Origin of the sequence: Streptomyces sp. NPDC102360 (assembly GCF_044766085.1) — a bacterium.
In the GTDB taxonomy this organism is placed as follows: Bacteria; Actinomycetota; Actinomycetes; order Streptomycetales; family Streptomycetaceae; genus Streptomyces.
In genome coordinates, this window is record NZ_JBIWLG010000006.1 from 19,615 (window position 1) to 34,731 (window position 15,117).

The following is a 15,117-nucleotide window of genomic DNA, read 5'->3' on the forward strand; positions in this document are numbered from 1 at the left end:
CATGCGCCAAGTGTCGCACCTGTCCCCGCCGCTCAGGATGCCGGGGCCGCCTTGGGCCTGTCGTTCGGATCAGGCCGGGCCCGCCTCGTCCTCGACGGTGCGGCGCCGGCCCGCGAACACGCCGACCACGATCTGCGGCACCATCAGCGCGGCCATGAGCGCGATCGGCGCGCCCCAGCCCCCGCTGTGCTGGTAGAGGACGCCGACGAGCAGCGGTCCGGGGATCGAGATCAGGTAGCCGGTGGACTGCGCGAAGGCGGACAGCTTGGCGACTCCCGCACCCGTGCGGGCCCGCATCCCGACCATGGTGAGCGCGAGCGGGAAGGCGCAGTTGGAGATGCCGAGCAGCAGCGCCCACGCCCAGGCGCCGGAGGCCGGGGCGAAGTACAGGCCCGCGTAACCGGCGAGACCGCAGACGCCGAGGGCGATCACCATCGGCCCCTGGCTGGGCAGCCGGGCGGCCATGCGCGGGATGACGAAGCCGAGCGGGATGCCCATCGCCATGGTGACGGCGAGCAGCAGACCCGCGGTCGAGGCGGAGACTCCCGAGTCGCGGAAGATCTGCGCCATCCACCCCATCGTGATGTACGCGGCCGTGGCCTGGAGCCCGAAGAAGACGGCGAGCGCCCAGGCGGTACGGCTGCGGGCGATGCGCAGACCGCTGCCTTCGGAGGCCGCCGCGGACTCCGCGGCGGGCGAGGCGGCGGCCGCCAGGGTGGCCGTGTCCTTCTTGCCCACGAGCGGCAGCCAGGCCAGAGCCGCCGCGACGGCGAGCACCGTCCACACCGCGAGCCCGGCCTGCCAGCTCCCGCCGAGCGCCGAGGTCACCGGCACCGTCGCGGCGGCCGCGGTGGAGGTGCCGAGCGCGAGGGCCATCGAGTACAGGCCGGTCATGGTGCCGACCTTGTCGGGGAACCAGCGCTTGACGATGACCGGCATCAGCACGTTGCTGACGGCTATGCCCATCAGGGCGAGCGCGCTGGCCACGAGGAAGCCCGCGGTGCCGCCGGTGAACGGGCGGATGACGAGGCCCGCGGCGATGGCGAACATGCCGGCGCAGACGACGGCGCTCGGGCCGAAGCGCTTGGCGAGCCGGGGCGCCATCACGCCGAAGACGGCGAAGCAGAGCGGCGGTACGGAGGTGAGGAGACCGGCGACGCTGCCGCTCATCCCGAGCCCGTCGCGAACCTCTTCGAGGAGCGCGCCGAGGCTGGTGATGGCAGGCCGCAGGTTCACCGCGGCGAGCACGATGCCGACCATGACCAGCCGGACCACCCACGCGCGCGGGGCGTGCTTCTCGGTCCGCAGGGGGGTCTCGGGGTCGGCGCCCGGTGGTGCCATCGTCGGGGTTTCCTCGCTAGCCATGAGGCCATCTTAGAATCATGGGATGATTGGTTGTCCAATCGGTTCGCTACCGTACGACACCGCCCGCACGACTCCGTCCGCACGACCCCGCCCGCACGAAGGAATGTCATGCCGCTGACCTCGCCCCAGCGCTCGGCCCTGTCCGAGCAGGTCATCTCCGCCCTGCGCGCCCAGATCTCCACGGGCGAGTGGCCGGTGGGCTCCCGCATTCCGACGGAGCCCGAGCTCGTGGAACAGCTGGGTGTGGCCAGGAACACGGTGCGGGAGGCGGTGCGCGCCCTCGCGCACAACGGCCTGCTGGACATCCGCCAGGGTTCGGGCACGTACGTCGTGGCGACGAGTGAGCTGGCGGGTGTCATGCAGCGGCGGTTCGCGGAGGCCGCCCCGCAGGACATCGCGGAGCTGCGCGCCACGCTGGAGTCGAGCGCGGCGAAGTTCGCGGCGGAGCGGCGCACCGAGCGGGACCTGAAGCAGCTGGACGCGCTGCTCGTGCGGCGCGAGGAGGCCTGGTCGTCCGGGGACACGGAGGCGTTCGTGTCGGCGGACGCGACGTTCCACCTGGCCGTGGTGGCCGCGTCCCACAACGACGTACTGACGGCGATGTACGCGGACCTGGGCGAGGTCATGCGGGACTGGCTGCGCGAGGACGTGGGCGAGCGGCTCACCGCGGAGAACCACATGGACCACGCCACACTCGTCGACGCGATCCGGGTCGGCGACGCCGAGGCCGCCGCCAAAGAGGCCGCGCGCTATCCGTTCGACTGCCGCCCCGGGCGCCTCACGGCGCCGGTACGTGGTGACTGACCCAGGCGGTCCGCACGCTCTTCCAGCACCGGCCGTCCATCCGTAGCGTCCCGGCCGGGAAGACCGCCTTCGGGCGTGCGTCCGTGTCGATGTCCCACCACGTCGCGCACTCGATGTGCAGGGCGACGCGGTCGATCGTGGGGTACGGGTTGTGGCAGGTGGCGCTCACGAGGTCGCGGTCGATGTCGATCCGGCACGCGGCGCCGGAACGCTCCCGCTTCTTGTCGGCCACGCGCGCGTGGCCGTCCTTTTCGGCTGTCGCCCCCTGCGCGGGGGTGCACGCGGCGAGGTACGGCAGCGATATCAGCAGGACGACGGCGGCGGTGAAACGGGGGTGCAGACGCACGTAGGGACCTCCTCGCACCAGCGTGCGTGGAGGTCCCCACGGCCCGCCCGGCCGGTGGGCCGAACGAGTGAGCTACAGCCCCTGGGTGTCAGGCGCCGATGGCGTGCAGACCGCCGTCGACGTGCACGATCTCGCCCGTCGTCTTCGGGAACCAGTCCGAGAGCAGCGCGACGATGCCCTTGCCCGCCGGCTCCGGGTCCTCGAGCTTCCACTCCAGCGGAGCGCGGGAGTCCCACACAGACGCCAGCTCGCTGAAGCCGGGGATGGACTTCGCGGCCATGGAGCCGAGCGGGCCCGCGGAGACCAGGTTGCAGCGGATGTTCTGCTTGCCGAGGTCGCGGGCCATGTAGCGGCTGGTGGCCTCAAGGGCGGCCTTGGCCGGGCCCATCCAGTCGTACTGCGGCCAGGCGAACTTCGCGTCGAAGGTCAGACCCACGACGGAACCGCCCTCGCTCATCAGCGGCAGCAGCGCCATCGTCAGCGACTTCAGGGAGAAGGCGGAGACGTGCATGGCCGTGGAGACGGACTCGAACGGCGTGTTCAGGAAGTTGCCGCCGAGGGCGTCCTGCGGCGCGAAGCCGATGGAGTGCACGACGCCGTCGAGCCGGTCGCCGAGCTGCTCGCGGACCTGGCCCTCGAGGCGGGCGAGGTGCTCGTCGTTCGAGACGTCGAGCTCCAGGACCTTGACCTTGTCGGGCTCAGGGAGCTTCTTGGCGATGCGCTCGGTGAGCGTCGGCCGCGGCCAGGCGGTGAGGATGATCTCCGCACCCTGCTCCTGGGCCAGCTTCGCGGTGTGGAAGGCGATGGAGGACTCCATCAGCACACCGGTGATGAGGATCTTCTTGCCCTCGAGGATTCCAGCCATGGTTCAGTGACCCATTCCCAGTCCGCCGTCAACCGGGATGACGGCTCCAGTGATGTACGCGGCGTCGTCGGAGGTCAGGAACTTCACCACTCCGGCGATCTCCTCGACCTGCGCGTACCGGCCGAGCGGCACCTGCGACACGATGCCCTTGCGCTGCTCGTCGGTGAGCGCCTGGGTCATGTCGGTGTCCACGAAACCGGGGGCGACGACGTTGAAGGTGATGTTGCGCGACCCGAGCTCACGGGCGAGCGAGCGAGCGAAACCGACCAGACCCGCCTTCGAAGCGGCGTAGTTCGCCTGCCCCGCCGAGCCGAGCAGCCCGACCACGGAGGAGATCAGCACGACGCGGCCCTTCTTGGCGCGCAGCATGCCGCGGTTGGCACGCTTCACGACACGGAAGGTGCCGGTGAGGTTGGTGTCGAGGACGGACGTGAAGTCCTCCTCGGACATGCGCATGAGGAGCTGGTCCTTGGTGACGCCCGCGTTGGCGACGAGGACCTCGACGTTGCCGTGCTTCTCCTCGATCTCCTTGTAGGCGGCGTCCACCTGCTGGGAGTCCGTGATGTCGCAGCGGACACCGAGGGCACCGGCGTCGACGAGCTCCTTGGGGGGCTCTCCGGAGCGGTAGGTGAAGGCCACCTTGTCGCCCTGCTCCAGGAAGGCCTGGGCGATGGCGAGGCCGATGCCCCGGTTTCCCCCGGTGACGAGAACCGAGCGGCTCAACGGATCACCCTTTCGTTTCGGCGGTCAGGTACGTCCTGAACCTATCCGGCCGCGGCACCGGGTGCCGAATCCGGGGACGACAGGGCGAGGGGGTGCTGTCTGTGGGGTTCCCACAGACAGCGCGTGTCGTGGTTCACTCACACGCACTGTGCCGCGACAGAAGGGGAAGCCGCCCATGGCCCACGAGATCGATCAGTCGTTCCTCGCACTGCCCCTGAGGGCACTCGCCGACGCCGCCCTCGCGCGCGCACGCGCGCTGGGAGCGGAACACGCGGACTTCCGTCTGGAGCGGGTGCGCGGCGCTTCCGTGCGGCTGCGGGACGCCAGGCCGTCGGGGTCATCCGACAGCACGGACCTGGGCTACGCGGTCCGCGTGGTGCACGGCGGGACCTGGGGGTTCGCCTCCGGTGTCGATCTGACGATGGGCGGCGCGGCGCGGGTGGCCTCGCAGGCCGTGGCGATGGCGAAGCTGAGCGCGCAGGTCATCAAGGCGGCCGGGTCCGACGAGCGCGTGGAGCTGGCCGATGAGCCGGTGCACGCGGACAAGACCTGGATCTCCTCGTACGAGATCGATCCCTTCAGCGTCCCCGAAGAGGAGCGCTCCGGGCTGCTCGCCGACTGGAGCGCTCGGCTGCTCTCGGCGGACGGGGTGTCCCATGTGGACGCCTCGCTGTACTGCGTCCATGAGAACAAGTTCTATGCGGACACGGCGGGGACCGTCACGACCCAGCAGCGGGTGCGGCTGCACCCGGAGCTGACTGCGGTCGCCGTGGACGGTTCCAGTGGCGAGTTCGACTCCATGCGCACCGTCGCGCCGCCGGTGGGTCGCGGCTGGGAGTACCTCACAGGGACCGGCTGGGACTGGGACCGGGAGCTCGCCGAGATCCCCGAGCTGCTCGCCGAGAAGATGCGCGCGCCGAGCGTCAGGGCGGGCGCGTACGACCTGGTCGTGGACCCGTCCAACCTCTGGCTGACCATCCACGAGTCCATCGGGCACGCGACCGAACTGGACCGTGCGCTCGGCTACGAGGCGGCATACGCGGGCACCTCCTTCGCCACCTTCGACCAGCTCGGGAAGCTCAAGTACGGCTCCGAGATCATGAACGTGACCGGCGACCGGACGGCCGAGCACGGGCTCGCCACCATCGGGTACGACGACGAGGGCGTGGCGGGGCAGTCCTGGGACCTGGTGAAGGACGGAACCCTCGCCGGGTATCAACTCGACCGGCGCATCGCCCGGTTGACCGGCTTCGAGCGCTCCAACGGCTGCGCCTACGCGGACTCCCCCGAGCACGTCCCCGTACAGCGGATGGCGAATGTGTCGCTGCAGCCGGATCCGGGCGGGCTCGCTACGGAGGACCTGATCTCGGGGGTGGAGCGCGGCCTCTACCTGGTGGGTGACCGGTCGTGGTCCATCGACATGCAGCGCTACAACTTCCAGTTCACGGCGCAGCGCGCGTACGCGATCCGGGGCGGGAAGCTCGCCGGGCAGGTGCGGGACTTCGCGTACCAGGCGACGACGACCGACTTCTGGGGCTCCATGGCGGCGGTCGGCGGCCCGCAGACGTATGTCCTCGGCGGCGCCTTCAACTGCGGCAAGGCGCAGCCGGGCCAGGTCGCCTCCGTCTCGCACGGCTGCCCGAGCGCGCTTTTCAAGGGCGTCAACATTCTGAACACGACGCAGGAGGCCGGTCGATGAGCGCCGCGCACGGAACCGGCCGGGGGTCCGGGGGTTGTCCCCCGGGAAAGCACAGTCTGAACACGACGCAGGAGGCCGGTCGATGAGTCCGCGTGCCAGCAAGCCGTACGAGATCGTCGAGCGTGCCCTTGAGCTGTCGCGGGCCGACGGCTGTGTGGTCATCGCCGACGAGACGTCCACCGCCAATCTCCGCTGGGCGGGCAACGCGCTCACCACGAACGGCGTCACGCGCGGGCGCACGCTCACCGTCGTCGCGACGGTCGACGGCAAGGAGGGCACAGCGTCCGGCGTCGTGTCCCGGTCGGCCGTGACCGCGGACGACCTGGAATCGCTGGTACGGGCCGCGGAGGAGGCCGCCGCCAAGGCCGGGCCCGCCGAGGACGCGCAGCCGCTGATCGGCGACGTACCGCACTCCCCCGACTTCACGGACGCGCCCGCCGAGACCTCGTCCGCCGTCTTCGCCGACTTCGCGCCGGCGCTCGGCGAGGCGTTCGCACGCGCGCGTGCCGGTGGACGCGAGCTGTACGGGTTCGCCAACCACGAGCTGACCAGCAGCTACCTCGGTACGTCCGCGGGGCTGCGGCTGCGTCACGACCAGCCCAACGGGACGCTTGAGCTGAACGCCAAGTCGCACGGGCGCAGGCGGTCCGCGTGGGCGGGGCGCTCCACGCGGGACTTCAAGGACGTCGACCCGGCGGCGATGGACGCGGAGCTCGCGACCCGGCTCGGGTGGGCCCAGCGGCGTATCGACCTGCCCGCGGGTCGCTACGAGACGCTGCTGCCGCCGACCGCCGTGGCGGATCTGCTGATCTACCAGATGTGGTCGTCGGGGGCGCGGGACGCGACGGAGGGCCGCACCGTGTTCTCCAAGCCCGGCGGCGGTACGCGGGTGGGCGAGCGGCTCAGCGAGCTGCCGCTGACCCTGCGCAGCGATCCGCACGCGCCGGGGCTCGAATCGGCCCCGTTCGTCCTCGCGCACGCCTCCAGCGACGCGTCGTCGGTGTTCGACAACGGGCTGCCGGTCGACGCCACCGACTGGATCTCCGATGGGGAGCTCAAGCGCCTCACGACGACCCGGCACAGCGCCGCGCTCACCGGGCAGCCCGTCGCCCCGGCGATCGACAACCTGATCCTCGACGGCGGCGGCGCGAAGTCCCTGGACGAGATGGTCGCGGGCACCGGCCGCGGGCTGCTGCTCACCTGCCTCTGGTACATCCGCGAGGTCGACCCGGCGACGCTGCTGCTCACCGGTCTCACCCGCGACGGCGTGTACCTCGTGGAGAACGGCGAGGTCGTGGGCGAGGTGAACAACTTCCGGTTCAACGAGTCGCCGGTCGGCCTGCTCGGCCGGGCCACGGAGGCGGGGCGGACGGAAAAGACGCTGCCCAGGGAGTGGGGCGACTGGTTCACTCGGGCTGCGATGCCCGCACTGCGGGTGCCGGACTTCAACATGAGCTCGGTCAGCCAGGGCGTCTGAGACCGGCGCCGTACGGCGGTGTCGGTGGGCGCCCATAGACTGGCAGGGTTCCAGCAGATCTGTTCAAGGAGACCAAGAACCGTGACCGACATCGTCGACGAGCTGAAGTGGCGTGGCCTGTGGGCCCAGTCCACTGACGAGGACGCACTGCGCAAGGCGCTCGCGGACGGTCCGGTCACGTTCTATTGCGGCTTCGACCCGACCGCGGCCTCCCTGCACGTCGGGCACCTGGTGCAGGTCCTCACCATGCGTCGGCTCCAGCAGGCGGGCCTGCGCCCGCTCGCCCTGGTGGGCGGGGCCACTGGCCAGATCGGCGACCCGCGTCCGACGGCGGAGCGCACGCTGAACGATCCGGAGACGATCGCGCTCTGGGTCTCCCGGCTGCGCTCGCAGATCGAGCCGTTCCTCGACTTCGAGGGTGAGAACGCGGCGACGATGGTGAACAACCTGGACTGGACCGCCGGGATGTCCGCGATCGAGTTCCTGCGCGACATCGGCAAGCACTTCCGGGTCAACAAGATGCTGACGAAGGACTCCGTGGCCCGCCGCCTGGAGTCCCAAGAGGGCATCAGTTACACGGAGTTCAGCTACCAGCTCCTCCAGGGCATGGACTTCCTGGAGCTGTACCGCCGCTACGGCTGCACGCTCCAGCAGGGCGGCTCCGACCAGTGGGGCAACCTCACGGCAGGCCTCGACCTCATCCACCGCCTGGAGCCTGACGCGGTGGCGCACTGCGTCGCGACGCCGCTGATGGTGAAGGCGGACGGCACCAAGTTCGGCAAGTCCGAGGGCGGTGCCATCTGGCTCGACCCGCAGATGACGACGCCGTACGCGTTCTACCAGTTCTGGCTGAACACGGACGACCGGGACATCTCGAAGTACATGCGCATCCTGTCCTTCAAGTCCCCTGCGGAGCTGGAGGAGCTGGAGCGGCAGACCGAGGAGCGGCCGCAGGCTCGCGCCGCGCAGCGCGCGCTGGCCGAGGAGCTGACGACGCTGGTGCACGGCGCCGACCAGACGGCGGCCGTGATCTCCGCGTCGAAGGCGCTGTTCGGTCAGGGCGACGGGAACCTGGCGGACCTGGACGAGGCGACGCTCGCCGCGGCGCTCTCCGAGCTGCCGAAGGCCGAGGTCGCCGAACTCGGCCCGGTCGTCGACCTGTTCGCCGAGGTCGGCCTCGTCGCCAGCAAGTCGGCCGCGCGCCGCACGGTGAAGGAGGGCGGCGCGTACGTGAACAACGTCAAGGTCGCCGCCGAGGACTTCGTGCCGGGCGCGGATGAGCTGCTGCACGGGCGGTGGCTGGTGCTGCGGCGCGGCAAGAAGAACCTCGCGGCCGTGGAGGTCAAGGGCGCGTAGGGCTCTCGCCCCGCGCACCCGCCCGCACACCCGGAAGGCCCGGCCCCGCCCCTCAGGCGGTGCCGGGCCTTCAGCCGTTTCCGGGCCTCGCTCCCGTCGACAGGCTCTAGGCCTTGCTCTTGTTTCCGCGCAGCGCCACCCACAGCCGGTCGCCCACGCCGACCACGACCACCGCTCCGATCAGCTGCAGCAGATGGCGGATCCAGTCGATGCCCTTGGTGTCGTTGACGCCCATCCCCGTAGCCGCCCAGTTGCCCAGGACGCTGCCGATGATGCCGAAGACCACCGTCAGCCACAGAGGGATCTGCTGTTTGCCGGGCAGGATCGCCTTCGCGATCAGGCCAAGCACCAAGCCCACGATGATCGCCCACAACCAGCTCATGTCGTCGCCTCCTCGCGCGGTGCGGGACGCCGAACGGTTACCCGCGCGATCAGTCTCACCGCGTACGCCATACGGCGCATGTCGGACAGCTCCGTACGTGGTATGTCGCAGGCCGGTCTCCCAGGTCGGGCCCGCCCCCGGTCTCGTAGCCGACGCATACCGGGCGTACCGTGGACGCAGTCCGGTCCGGGGAGAGTCCGGCGAGCTGGCGGGTGGTGGAGTGTGATGCGCAAGCGCAAGGACAACGGCGGAGCAGAGGTTTTCCGGATCACGGGCGCCCGGCAGGGGCTCGCCGACGATGTCCGCGGCCGGCAGCGCCGATACATCATCTCGATGTCCGTCCGCACCGTTTCCGTGATTCTCACCGCAGTGCTGTGGAACGTGGAGCGGCACGTCGCCATCGTGACGCTGGTGCTCGGCGTGCTCCTCCCCTACGTCGCCGTGGTCTTCGCCAACGCGGGCCGGGAGAACGCCCCCGGGCTTCCGTCGACCTTCGTGCCCGCGCCCTCGCGCCCCATGATCTCCCCGGTGCCGTCCGCCGATCCCACGGAATCCGTCCCGGAGGACCGGGCCTGAGCGTGGGCCCGCTCCGGTGCACAATCGGTCGACAAAGCTCAAGAAAAGCTCAGATCAATCATGTTGTTCCGGTGCCGGGCGGCGGGTCCCCCGTGACATACTGCGTGAGCGCTCCGCATCCCCCGTCGGAGCGACGGACCGACGCCGGGCAGCTCCCCCCGTGGCTGCTCGGCGTCGCCATTTCCGGGGCGTTTAAGGTTGACGCGTGAACCTCGCGAACCTCTCCGGACCGTCGCCCGAAACTCCCCAGTGCTCGGCCAAGGGCTGTCGCACCGACGCGGTGTGGGTGCTCGCGTGGAACAACCCGAAGCTGCACACTCCGGAGCGCCGCAAGACGTGGCTGGCGTGCGACGAGCACCGCGAGCACCTGACCAAGTTCCTCGGCGTGCGCGGGTTCCTGAAGGATGTCGTGGCGCTGGCGGAGTGGGAGGCCCCCGGGACCGAGGGCTGAGGACTCGGCCCCAGCCTCGGCCTCAGTCTCGGCCTCAGCCGCCGATCGCCGACATCGGGCGGTCCGGCTGCAGGAACGACGGGTCGTCGAGACCCGAGCCCGCCTTCTTGCCCCACATGGCGCGCTTCCATATGGCGGCCAGCTCCTCGTCCGGCATGTCGGAGCGCAGGGCCGCCCGCAGATCCGTCTCCTCCGTGGCGAACAGGCAGGTGCGGACCTGGCCGTCCGCCGTGAGCCGCGTGCGGTCGCAGGCCGAGCAGAACGGGCGGGTCACCGAGGCGATGACACCCACCCGGTGCGGCCCTCCGTCCACGATCCAGCGCTCGGCCGGCGCGGAGCCCCGCTCCCCTGACCCTTCCTCGGTGAGCTCGAAGCGCGTACGCAGCGAGGCCAGGATGTCGCCCGCGGTGATCATGCCCTCGCGCTTCCAGCCGTGCTGGGCGTCGAGCGGCATCTGCTCGATGAAGCGCAGCTCGTAGTCGTGCTCGACCGCCCAGGCGAGGAGGTCCGGGGCCTCGTCCTCGTTCAGCCCCGGCATCAGGACCGAGTTGACCTTCACCGGGGTCAGGCCCGCGTCGCGCGCCGCTTCGAGGCCCTCGATGACGTCCTTGTGCCGGTTGCGGCGGGTGAGGGTCTTGAAGACATCGGGGCGGAGCGTGTCCAGCGACACGTTGACCCGGTCGAGGCCCGCCTCCTTGAGCGCCTGCGCCGTGCGCTTCAGCCCGATCCCGTTCGTCGTCAGGGACATCTTCGGGCGGTTCTCCAGGGCCGCGACCCGCTCGACGATGCCGACCAGACCGGGCCGGAGCAGGGGCTCGCCGCCGGTGAAACGGACGTCGGTGATGCCGAGGTCGGTGACCGCGATGCGGATGAGGCGGACGATCTCGTCATCGCTCAACAGATCGGGCTTGGCCAGCCACTGCAGCCCCTCCTCGGGCATGCAGTACGTACACCGCAGATTGCACCTGTCGGTCAGCGAGACCCGCAGGTCGGTTGCCACTCGGCCGAAAGTGTCGATGAGCACGTGGGCCCCCTCCCTCAGCGTGTTCTTGCGTACTGATCCCGAGCCTACGTGACTGCACTGACAGTGGCAGGCCTGCAAACCGACGAGTGTGCCGTGCCCCGCCTCGTAGGGATCTACGACGCGGGGCACGGCACACGGGGACGGAGCGGGTCAGTGGGCTCCGGTGCCCGTCAGGGAGCGGACCTCGAGCTCCGCGTACTTGCCCTTGTCGGCCTTCTCCTTGGCGACGTAGGTACCGATGACGCCCAGCAGGAAGCCGACCGGGATCGAGATGATGCCCGGGTTCTCCAGCGGGAACCAGTGGAAGTCGACGCCCTTGAACATGGAGGTCTTCGGGTTGCCCGAGACGACGGGCGAGAAGAAGACCAGGAAGACCGCCGTGAACAGGCCGCCGTAGATCGACCACAGCGCGCCGTTGGTGTTGAACCGCTTCCAGAAGAGGGAGTACAGGATCGTCGGCAGGTTCGCGGAGGCCGCGACCGCGAAGGCCAGGGCGACGAGGCCCGCCACATTCAGATCGCGGGCGAGCGCGCCGAGGGCGATCGAGACGATGCCGATGAAGACCGTGGCCCAGCGGGCCGCCTTCATCTCCTGCTTCTCGGAGGCCTGCCCCCGCTTGATGACGTTCGCGTAGATGTCGTGCGCGAACGAGGAGGACGAGGCGAGGGTCAGGCCCGCGACGACCGCGAGGATCGTGGCGAAGGCGACCGCCGAGATCGAGGCGAGCAGGATCGCGCCCCAGCTGGAATCGACGCCGCCCAGATGGAGCGCCAGCAGGGGCGCCGCCGTATTGCCCGCCGGGTTGGAGGCGATGATCTCGTCCGGCTTGATGAGCGCGGCCGCGCCGAAGCCGAGCGCGATCGTCATCAGGTAGAAGGCGCCGATGATGCCGATCGCCCAGTTGACCGACTTACGGGCCGCCTTGGCGGTGGGCACCGTGTAGAAGCGGATCAGGATGTGCGGCAGCCCCGCCGTGCCGAGCACGAGCGCGATACCGAGCGAGATGAAGTCGATCTTCGACGTGGAAGTGAGGCCGTACTTCAGTCCGGGCTCCAGGAACGCCGAACCCTTGCCGCTGTTCTCCGCCGCCGTGCCCAGCAGGTCCGAGATGTTGAAGTCGAACTTCAGCAGGACGAGGAAGGTCAGCAGGATCGTGCCCGCGATGAGGAGCACCGCCTTGACCATCTGCACCCAGGTGGTGCCCTTCATGCCGCCGATGGTGACGTACACGATCATCAGGACGCCGACGAGCGCGACGATGAGGATCTTGCCCGCGTCCGTGGTGATGCCGAGCAGCAGCGAGACGAGGACACCGGCGCCCGCCATCTGCGCGAGCAGGTAGAAGATCGAGACGACGATCGTCGAGACGCCGGCCGCCGTGCGCACCGGGCGCTGGCGCATCCGGTAGGCGAGGACGTCGCCCATCGTGTAGCGGCCGGAGTTGCGCAGCGGTTCGGCGACCAGGAGCAGGGCGACGAGCCAGGCGACCAGGAAGCCGATCGAGTAGAGGAAGCCGTCGTAGCCGAAGAGGGCGATGGCGCCGGCGATGCCGAGGAAGGACGCGGCGGACATGTAGTCGCCGGAGACCGCGAGACCGTTCTGGAAGGCGGTGAACTGGCGGCCGCCCGCGTAGAAGTCGGAGGCGCTCTTGGTCTGGCGGCCCGCCCAGACGGTGATGACGAGGGTCGCGACGACGAACACCGCGAACAGGCTGATGATCAGCGGCCGGTGCTCGCTGGCCTCACCGGCGGCGAGTACGTGCAGTGCGGGACTCATGCGCCGCCCTCCAGACGGGACTTGATGGCCTCGGCCTTGGGGTCGAGCTTCGCGGCGGCGTGCCGCGAGTACCACCAGGCGATGAGGAACGTGGTCAGGAACTGGGCGAGCCCGAGGACGAGGGCGACGTTGATGTTGCCGAACAGCTTGGTGCCCATGAAGTCGCCCGCATAGCTCGACAGCAGCACGTACACGAGGTACCACGCGATGAACGCGATGGTCAGCGGGAAGGCGAACGAGCGGTGCGTGCGGCGCAGTTCACCGAACTCCGCGCCCTCCTGCACCTCGATGAACTTCTCGGTGGAGGGCAGCGCGGGCCCGTCGTGCGGGCTGCCCTGCTGCGGTGGTGGTGCGTCGGTGGCCACGGACTCTCCTCGTGATGGGGGTGCTGTCTCTCTAACCTCGACGTGATCTGGATCACGTGGGCCGGGTCGCGATGGTAGAGCGCCCCGACCCCCTGCACAACGGCACGGGAGCACGGTCGACGCGGTTCAACTCGTCTTGTTCTTTCGGAACTTCTTTCGGAAATCATTGATGACCTGCGGCGGCCAGAGATACGTTCACACCGCACCACGCGTCATGTACCTGCCCGGAACCCACTCGTGTACCGGGCATTTCCATAAACGACGGATGATGTGGAGACCCCATGGCTCATCTGCCTTCCAGACGCCTGCCCGCCAGACGCCTGTCGTCCCGGCGCCGCCTGGCCCTCGCTCTGCCGGTCGGTATCGCACTGACGGCGTCCTTCGGCTTCCTGCCGTCCGCGGCGGCGACCCCCGTCGCCGACTCGCCCTCGGTGACGGCCAGTTCGGGCTCCTCGCTCACGTACGTGGTGAACACGCGCGGCACCGATGCCCGCACGATCTCCTCGGTGGGCGAGGCGATATCCGCGGCGGACGGCTCCATAGTCGCGACGTACGCGAAGATCGGCGTCTTCGTCGTGCAGTCGTCGAACGCCGACTTCGGCAAGCAGTTGCGCGCGGCGAAGGGAGTGGCCACGGCGGGCGCGACCCGCACGGCGCCGCTCAGCCTGGCCGGCACCACCGAAGAGGGCGCCGTCCAGAAGCTGTCGAAGGCGGACGCCAAGTCCGTTGCCGCGCAGGCCGGTTCCGCCCAGGAGCCGCTCGAGGCCGACCAGTGGGACCTGCGGGCGATGGGCGCCGACAAGGCGGCGAAGATCAACCCGGGCAGCAGGAAGGTCACCGTCGGCGTCATCGACACCGGCGTGGACGACACCCACCCCGACCTCGCCCCGAACTTCTCCGCGTCGCAGTCCGCGAACTGTGTCGGCGGCAAGGCGGACACCTCGCCGGGCGCCTGGCGGCCCGCGAACCCGGACCACTACCACGGCACGCACGTCGCCGGTGAGATCGCCGCCGCGCGCAACGGGATCGGCGTCGCCGGTGTCGCGCCGGGCGTGAAGGTCGCGGGTATCAAGGTGGCCGACCCGGTCAGCGAGCTGTTCTACCCGGAGAGCGTGGTCTGCGCCTTCGTGTTCGCCGCGGACCACGGCATCGAGGTCACCAACAACAGCTACTACGTGGACCCGTGGCTCTACAACTGCATGGACGACCCCGACCAGCGGGCCATCGTCGACGCGGTGAACCGGGCCCAGCTGTACGCCCAGAAGAAGGGCACCCTGAATCTGGCGTCCGCGGGCAACTCCAACCACGACCTCGACTCCGACGCGATCGTGGACGACTCGAGCCCCGACGACTCGACGCCGGTGAACCGCACGATCGACCCGCACACCTGCTTCGACATCCCCACCCAGCTGCCGGGTGTCGTCACGGTGAGCGCGACGGGCGTGACCAAGGCCAAGTCGTACTACTCGACGTACGGCAACGGTGTCATCGACATCGCCGCACCGGGCGGCGACAAGTACAAGAAGCCGGCCGACACCCCGTCGAAGGACGGCCGCATCCTGTCCACACTGCCGGGCAACCAGTACGGCTGGCTGCAGGGCACGTCGATGGCCTCGCCGCACGCCGCGGGCGTCGCCGCGCTCCTCAAGTCGACGCATCCGAAGGCCACTCCGGCGCAGTTGCAGTCCCTGATGAAGGCGCAGGCCGACAAGGAGGCGTGCCCGACCGCGTACGACGGCGACGGCGACGGCACGGTCGACGCCGTCTGCGAGGGCCCCGAGCGGCGCAACGGCTTCTACGGATACGGGATCGTCGACGCGCTGAAGGCGGTCAAGTAGCCCTCTCTGTAAGGCGCACGTGAACAGGGCCGGGTGGCGCACGCCACCCGGCCCCTGCGTGTGCCGACCG

At 69.8% G+C, this 15,117-nt stretch carries 15 protein-coding genes; 7 read left to right on the plus strand and 8 right to left on the minus strand.

Annotated features, from left to right (window positions below; translation table 11 throughout):
* Positions 1 to 69 precede the first annotated feature (69 nt).
* Entirely contained in the window at positions 70 to 1,341 is a 1,272-nt protein-coding gene (locus ACIRHA_RS23435; RefSeq protein WP_403850082.1) for a CynX/NimT family MFS transporter, read from the minus strand.
* A gap of 132 nt (positions 1,342 to 1,473) precedes the next feature.
* Between ACIRHA_RS23435 and ACIRHA_RS23440 the strand changes: the two genes are divergently transcribed.
* Entirely contained in the window at positions 1,474 to 2,169 is a 696-nt protein-coding gene (locus ACIRHA_RS23440) for a FadR/GntR family transcriptional regulator (RefSeq protein ID WP_403849015.1), read from the plus strand.
* Here ACIRHA_RS23440 and ACIRHA_RS23445 read toward each other — a convergent pair.
* From ACIRHA_RS23445 to fabG, 3 genes are all read right to left on the minus strand, one after another.
* On the minus strand, positions 2,144 to 2,515 hold the full coding sequence (locus ACIRHA_RS23445) for a hypothetical protein (RefSeq protein WP_403849018.1): 372 nt from the start codon (positions 2,513 to 2,515) through the stop codon (positions 2,144 to 2,146). The two genes, ACIRHA_RS23440 and ACIRHA_RS23445, sit on opposite strands and share 26 nt — an antisense overlap.
* A gap of 88 nt (positions 2,516 to 2,603) precedes the next feature.
* The gene (fabI, locus tag ACIRHA_RS23450; RefSeq protein WP_403849021.1) at positions 2,604 to 3,380 is read right to left on the minus strand and encodes an enoyl-ACP reductase FabI; all 777 of its coding nucleotides are present in this window, start codon (positions 3,378 to 3,380) and stop codon (positions 2,604 to 2,606) included.
* 3 nt (positions 3,381 to 3,383) lie between these two features.
* A complete protein-coding gene (gene fabG, locus ACIRHA_RS23455; RefSeq protein ID WP_403849024.1) occupies positions 3,384 to 4,103 on the minus strand; it encodes a 3-oxoacyl-[acyl-carrier-protein] reductase in 720 nt (239 codons plus the stop codon).
* 175 nt (positions 4,104 to 4,278) lie between these two features.
* On the opposite strand from fabG, the gene ACIRHA_RS23460 reads away from it, so the two are divergent.
* The 3 genes from ACIRHA_RS23460 (at position 4,279) to tyrS (ending at position 8,635) form a co-directional block, all read left to right on the plus strand.
* The gene (locus ACIRHA_RS23460; RefSeq protein ID WP_403849027.1) at positions 4,279 to 5,802 is read left to right on the plus strand and encodes a TldD/PmbA family protein; all 1,524 of its coding nucleotides are present in this window, start codon (positions 4,279 to 4,281) and stop codon (positions 5,800 to 5,802) included.
* An 82-nt stretch (positions 5,803 to 5,884) separates the two neighbouring features.
* Positions 5,885 to 7,279 (plus strand): metallopeptidase TldD-related protein, encoded by a 1,395-nt coding sequence (locus tag ACIRHA_RS23465; protein WP_403849030.1) that lies wholly within the window; start codon positions 5,885 to 5,887, stop codon positions 7,277 to 7,279.
* Between the two features lie 81 nt (positions 7,280 to 7,360).
* Positions 7,361 to 8,635 carry a tyrosine--tRNA ligase gene (gene tyrS, locus ACIRHA_RS23470; RefSeq protein ID WP_403849033.1) on the plus strand — a complete coding sequence of 425 codons (1,275 nt, stop codon included), beginning with the start codon at positions 7,361 to 7,363 and terminating at the stop codon, positions 8,633 to 8,635.
* Between the two features lie 106 nt (positions 8,636 to 8,741).
* Here tyrS and ACIRHA_RS23475 read toward each other — a convergent pair whose 3' ends face one another.
* Positions 8,742 to 9,017: a GlsB/YeaQ/YmgE family stress response membrane protein gene (locus ACIRHA_RS23475; protein WP_385766708.1), complete on the minus strand. Its 276-nt coding sequence runs from the start codon at positions 9,015 to 9,017 to the stop codon at positions 8,742 to 8,744.
* A 225-nt stretch (positions 9,018 to 9,242) separates the two neighbouring features.
* Here ACIRHA_RS23475 and ACIRHA_RS23480 point away from each other — a divergent pair, with 225 nt between their 5' ends.
* Together ACIRHA_RS23480 and ACIRHA_RS23485 are read left to right on the plus strand one after the other, a co-directional pair.
* On the plus strand, positions 9,243 to 9,593 hold the full coding sequence (locus tag ACIRHA_RS23480) for a DUF3099 domain-containing protein (RefSeq protein ID WP_403849036.1): 351 nt from the start codon (positions 9,243 to 9,245) through the stop codon (positions 9,591 to 9,593).
* Between the two features lie 205 nt (positions 9,594 to 9,798).
* Entirely contained in the window at positions 9,799 to 10,044 is a 246-nt protein-coding gene (locus ACIRHA_RS23485; RefSeq protein ID WP_403849039.1) for a hypothetical protein, read from the plus strand.
* A 34-nt stretch (positions 10,045 to 10,078) separates the two neighbouring features.
* Here ACIRHA_RS23485 and moaA read toward each other — a convergent pair whose 3' ends face one another.
* The 3 genes from moaA to ACIRHA_RS23500 form a co-directional block, all read right to left on the minus strand.
* Positions 10,079 to 11,068 (minus strand): GTP 3',8-cyclase MoaA, encoded by a 990-nt coding sequence (moaA, locus tag ACIRHA_RS23490; protein WP_403849041.1) that lies wholly within the window; start codon positions 11,066 to 11,068, stop codon positions 10,079 to 10,081.
* Between the two features lie 150 nt (positions 11,069 to 11,218).
* Positions 11,219 to 12,844, minus strand: a complete 1,626-nt coding sequence (locus ACIRHA_RS23495; protein WP_403849044.1) for a cation acetate symporter — start codon at positions 12,842 to 12,844, stop codon at positions 11,219 to 11,221.
* Positions 12,841 to 13,209 carry a DUF485 domain-containing protein gene (locus ACIRHA_RS23500; protein ID WP_403849046.1) on the minus strand — a complete coding sequence of 123 codons (369 nt, stop codon included), beginning with the start codon at positions 13,207 to 13,209 and terminating at the stop codon, positions 12,841 to 12,843. The genes ACIRHA_RS23495 and ACIRHA_RS23500 overlap by 4 nt, the downstream gene beginning before the upstream one ends.
* Positions 13,210 to 13,490: 281 nt before the next feature.
* Between ACIRHA_RS23500 and ACIRHA_RS23505 the strand changes: the two genes are divergently transcribed.
* Positions 13,491 to 15,047, plus strand: a complete 1,557-nt coding sequence (locus tag ACIRHA_RS23505) for a S8 family serine peptidase (protein ID WP_403849049.1) — start codon at positions 13,491 to 13,493, stop codon at positions 15,045 to 15,047.
* Positions 15,048 to 15,117: the final 70 nt, after the last annotated feature.

Bases quoted from the DNA above. Each gene is read 5' to 3' on its own strand.
- ACIRHA_RS23435 (WP_403850082.1), bottom strand. From the start codon at position 1,341: ATGGCACCACCGGGCGCCGACCCCGAGACCCCCCTGCGGACCGAGAAG.
- ACIRHA_RS23440 (WP_403849015.1), top strand. From the start codon at position 1,474: ATGCCGCTGACCTCGCCCCAGCGCTCGGCCCTGTCCGAGCAGGTCATC.
- fabI (WP_403849021.1), bottom strand. From the start codon at position 3,380: ATGGCTGGAATCCTCGAGGGCAAGAAGATCCTCATCACCGGTGTGCTG.
- ACIRHA_RS23460 (WP_403849027.1), top strand. From the start codon at position 4,279: ATGGCCCACGAGATCGATCAGTCGTTCCTCGCACTGCCCCTGAGGGCA.
- ACIRHA_RS23465 (WP_403849030.1), top strand. From the start codon at position 5,885: ATGAGTCCGCGTGCCAGCAAGCCGTACGAGATCGTCGAGCGTGCCCTT.
- ACIRHA_RS23475 (WP_385766708.1), bottom strand. From the start codon at position 9,017: ATGAGCTGGTTGTGGGCGATCATCGTGGGCTTGGTGCTTGGCCTGATC.
- ACIRHA_RS23480 (WP_403849036.1), top strand. From the start codon at position 9,243: ATGCGCAAGCGCAAGGACAACGGCGGAGCAGAGGTTTTCCGGATCACG.
- ACIRHA_RS23495 (WP_403849044.1), bottom strand. From the start codon at position 12,844: ATGAGTCCCGCACTGCACGTACTCGCCGCCGGTGAGGCCAGCGAGCAC.
- ACIRHA_RS23505 (WP_403849049.1), top strand. From the start codon at position 13,491: ATGGCTCATCTGCCTTCCAGACGCCTGCCCGCCAGACGCCTGTCGTCC.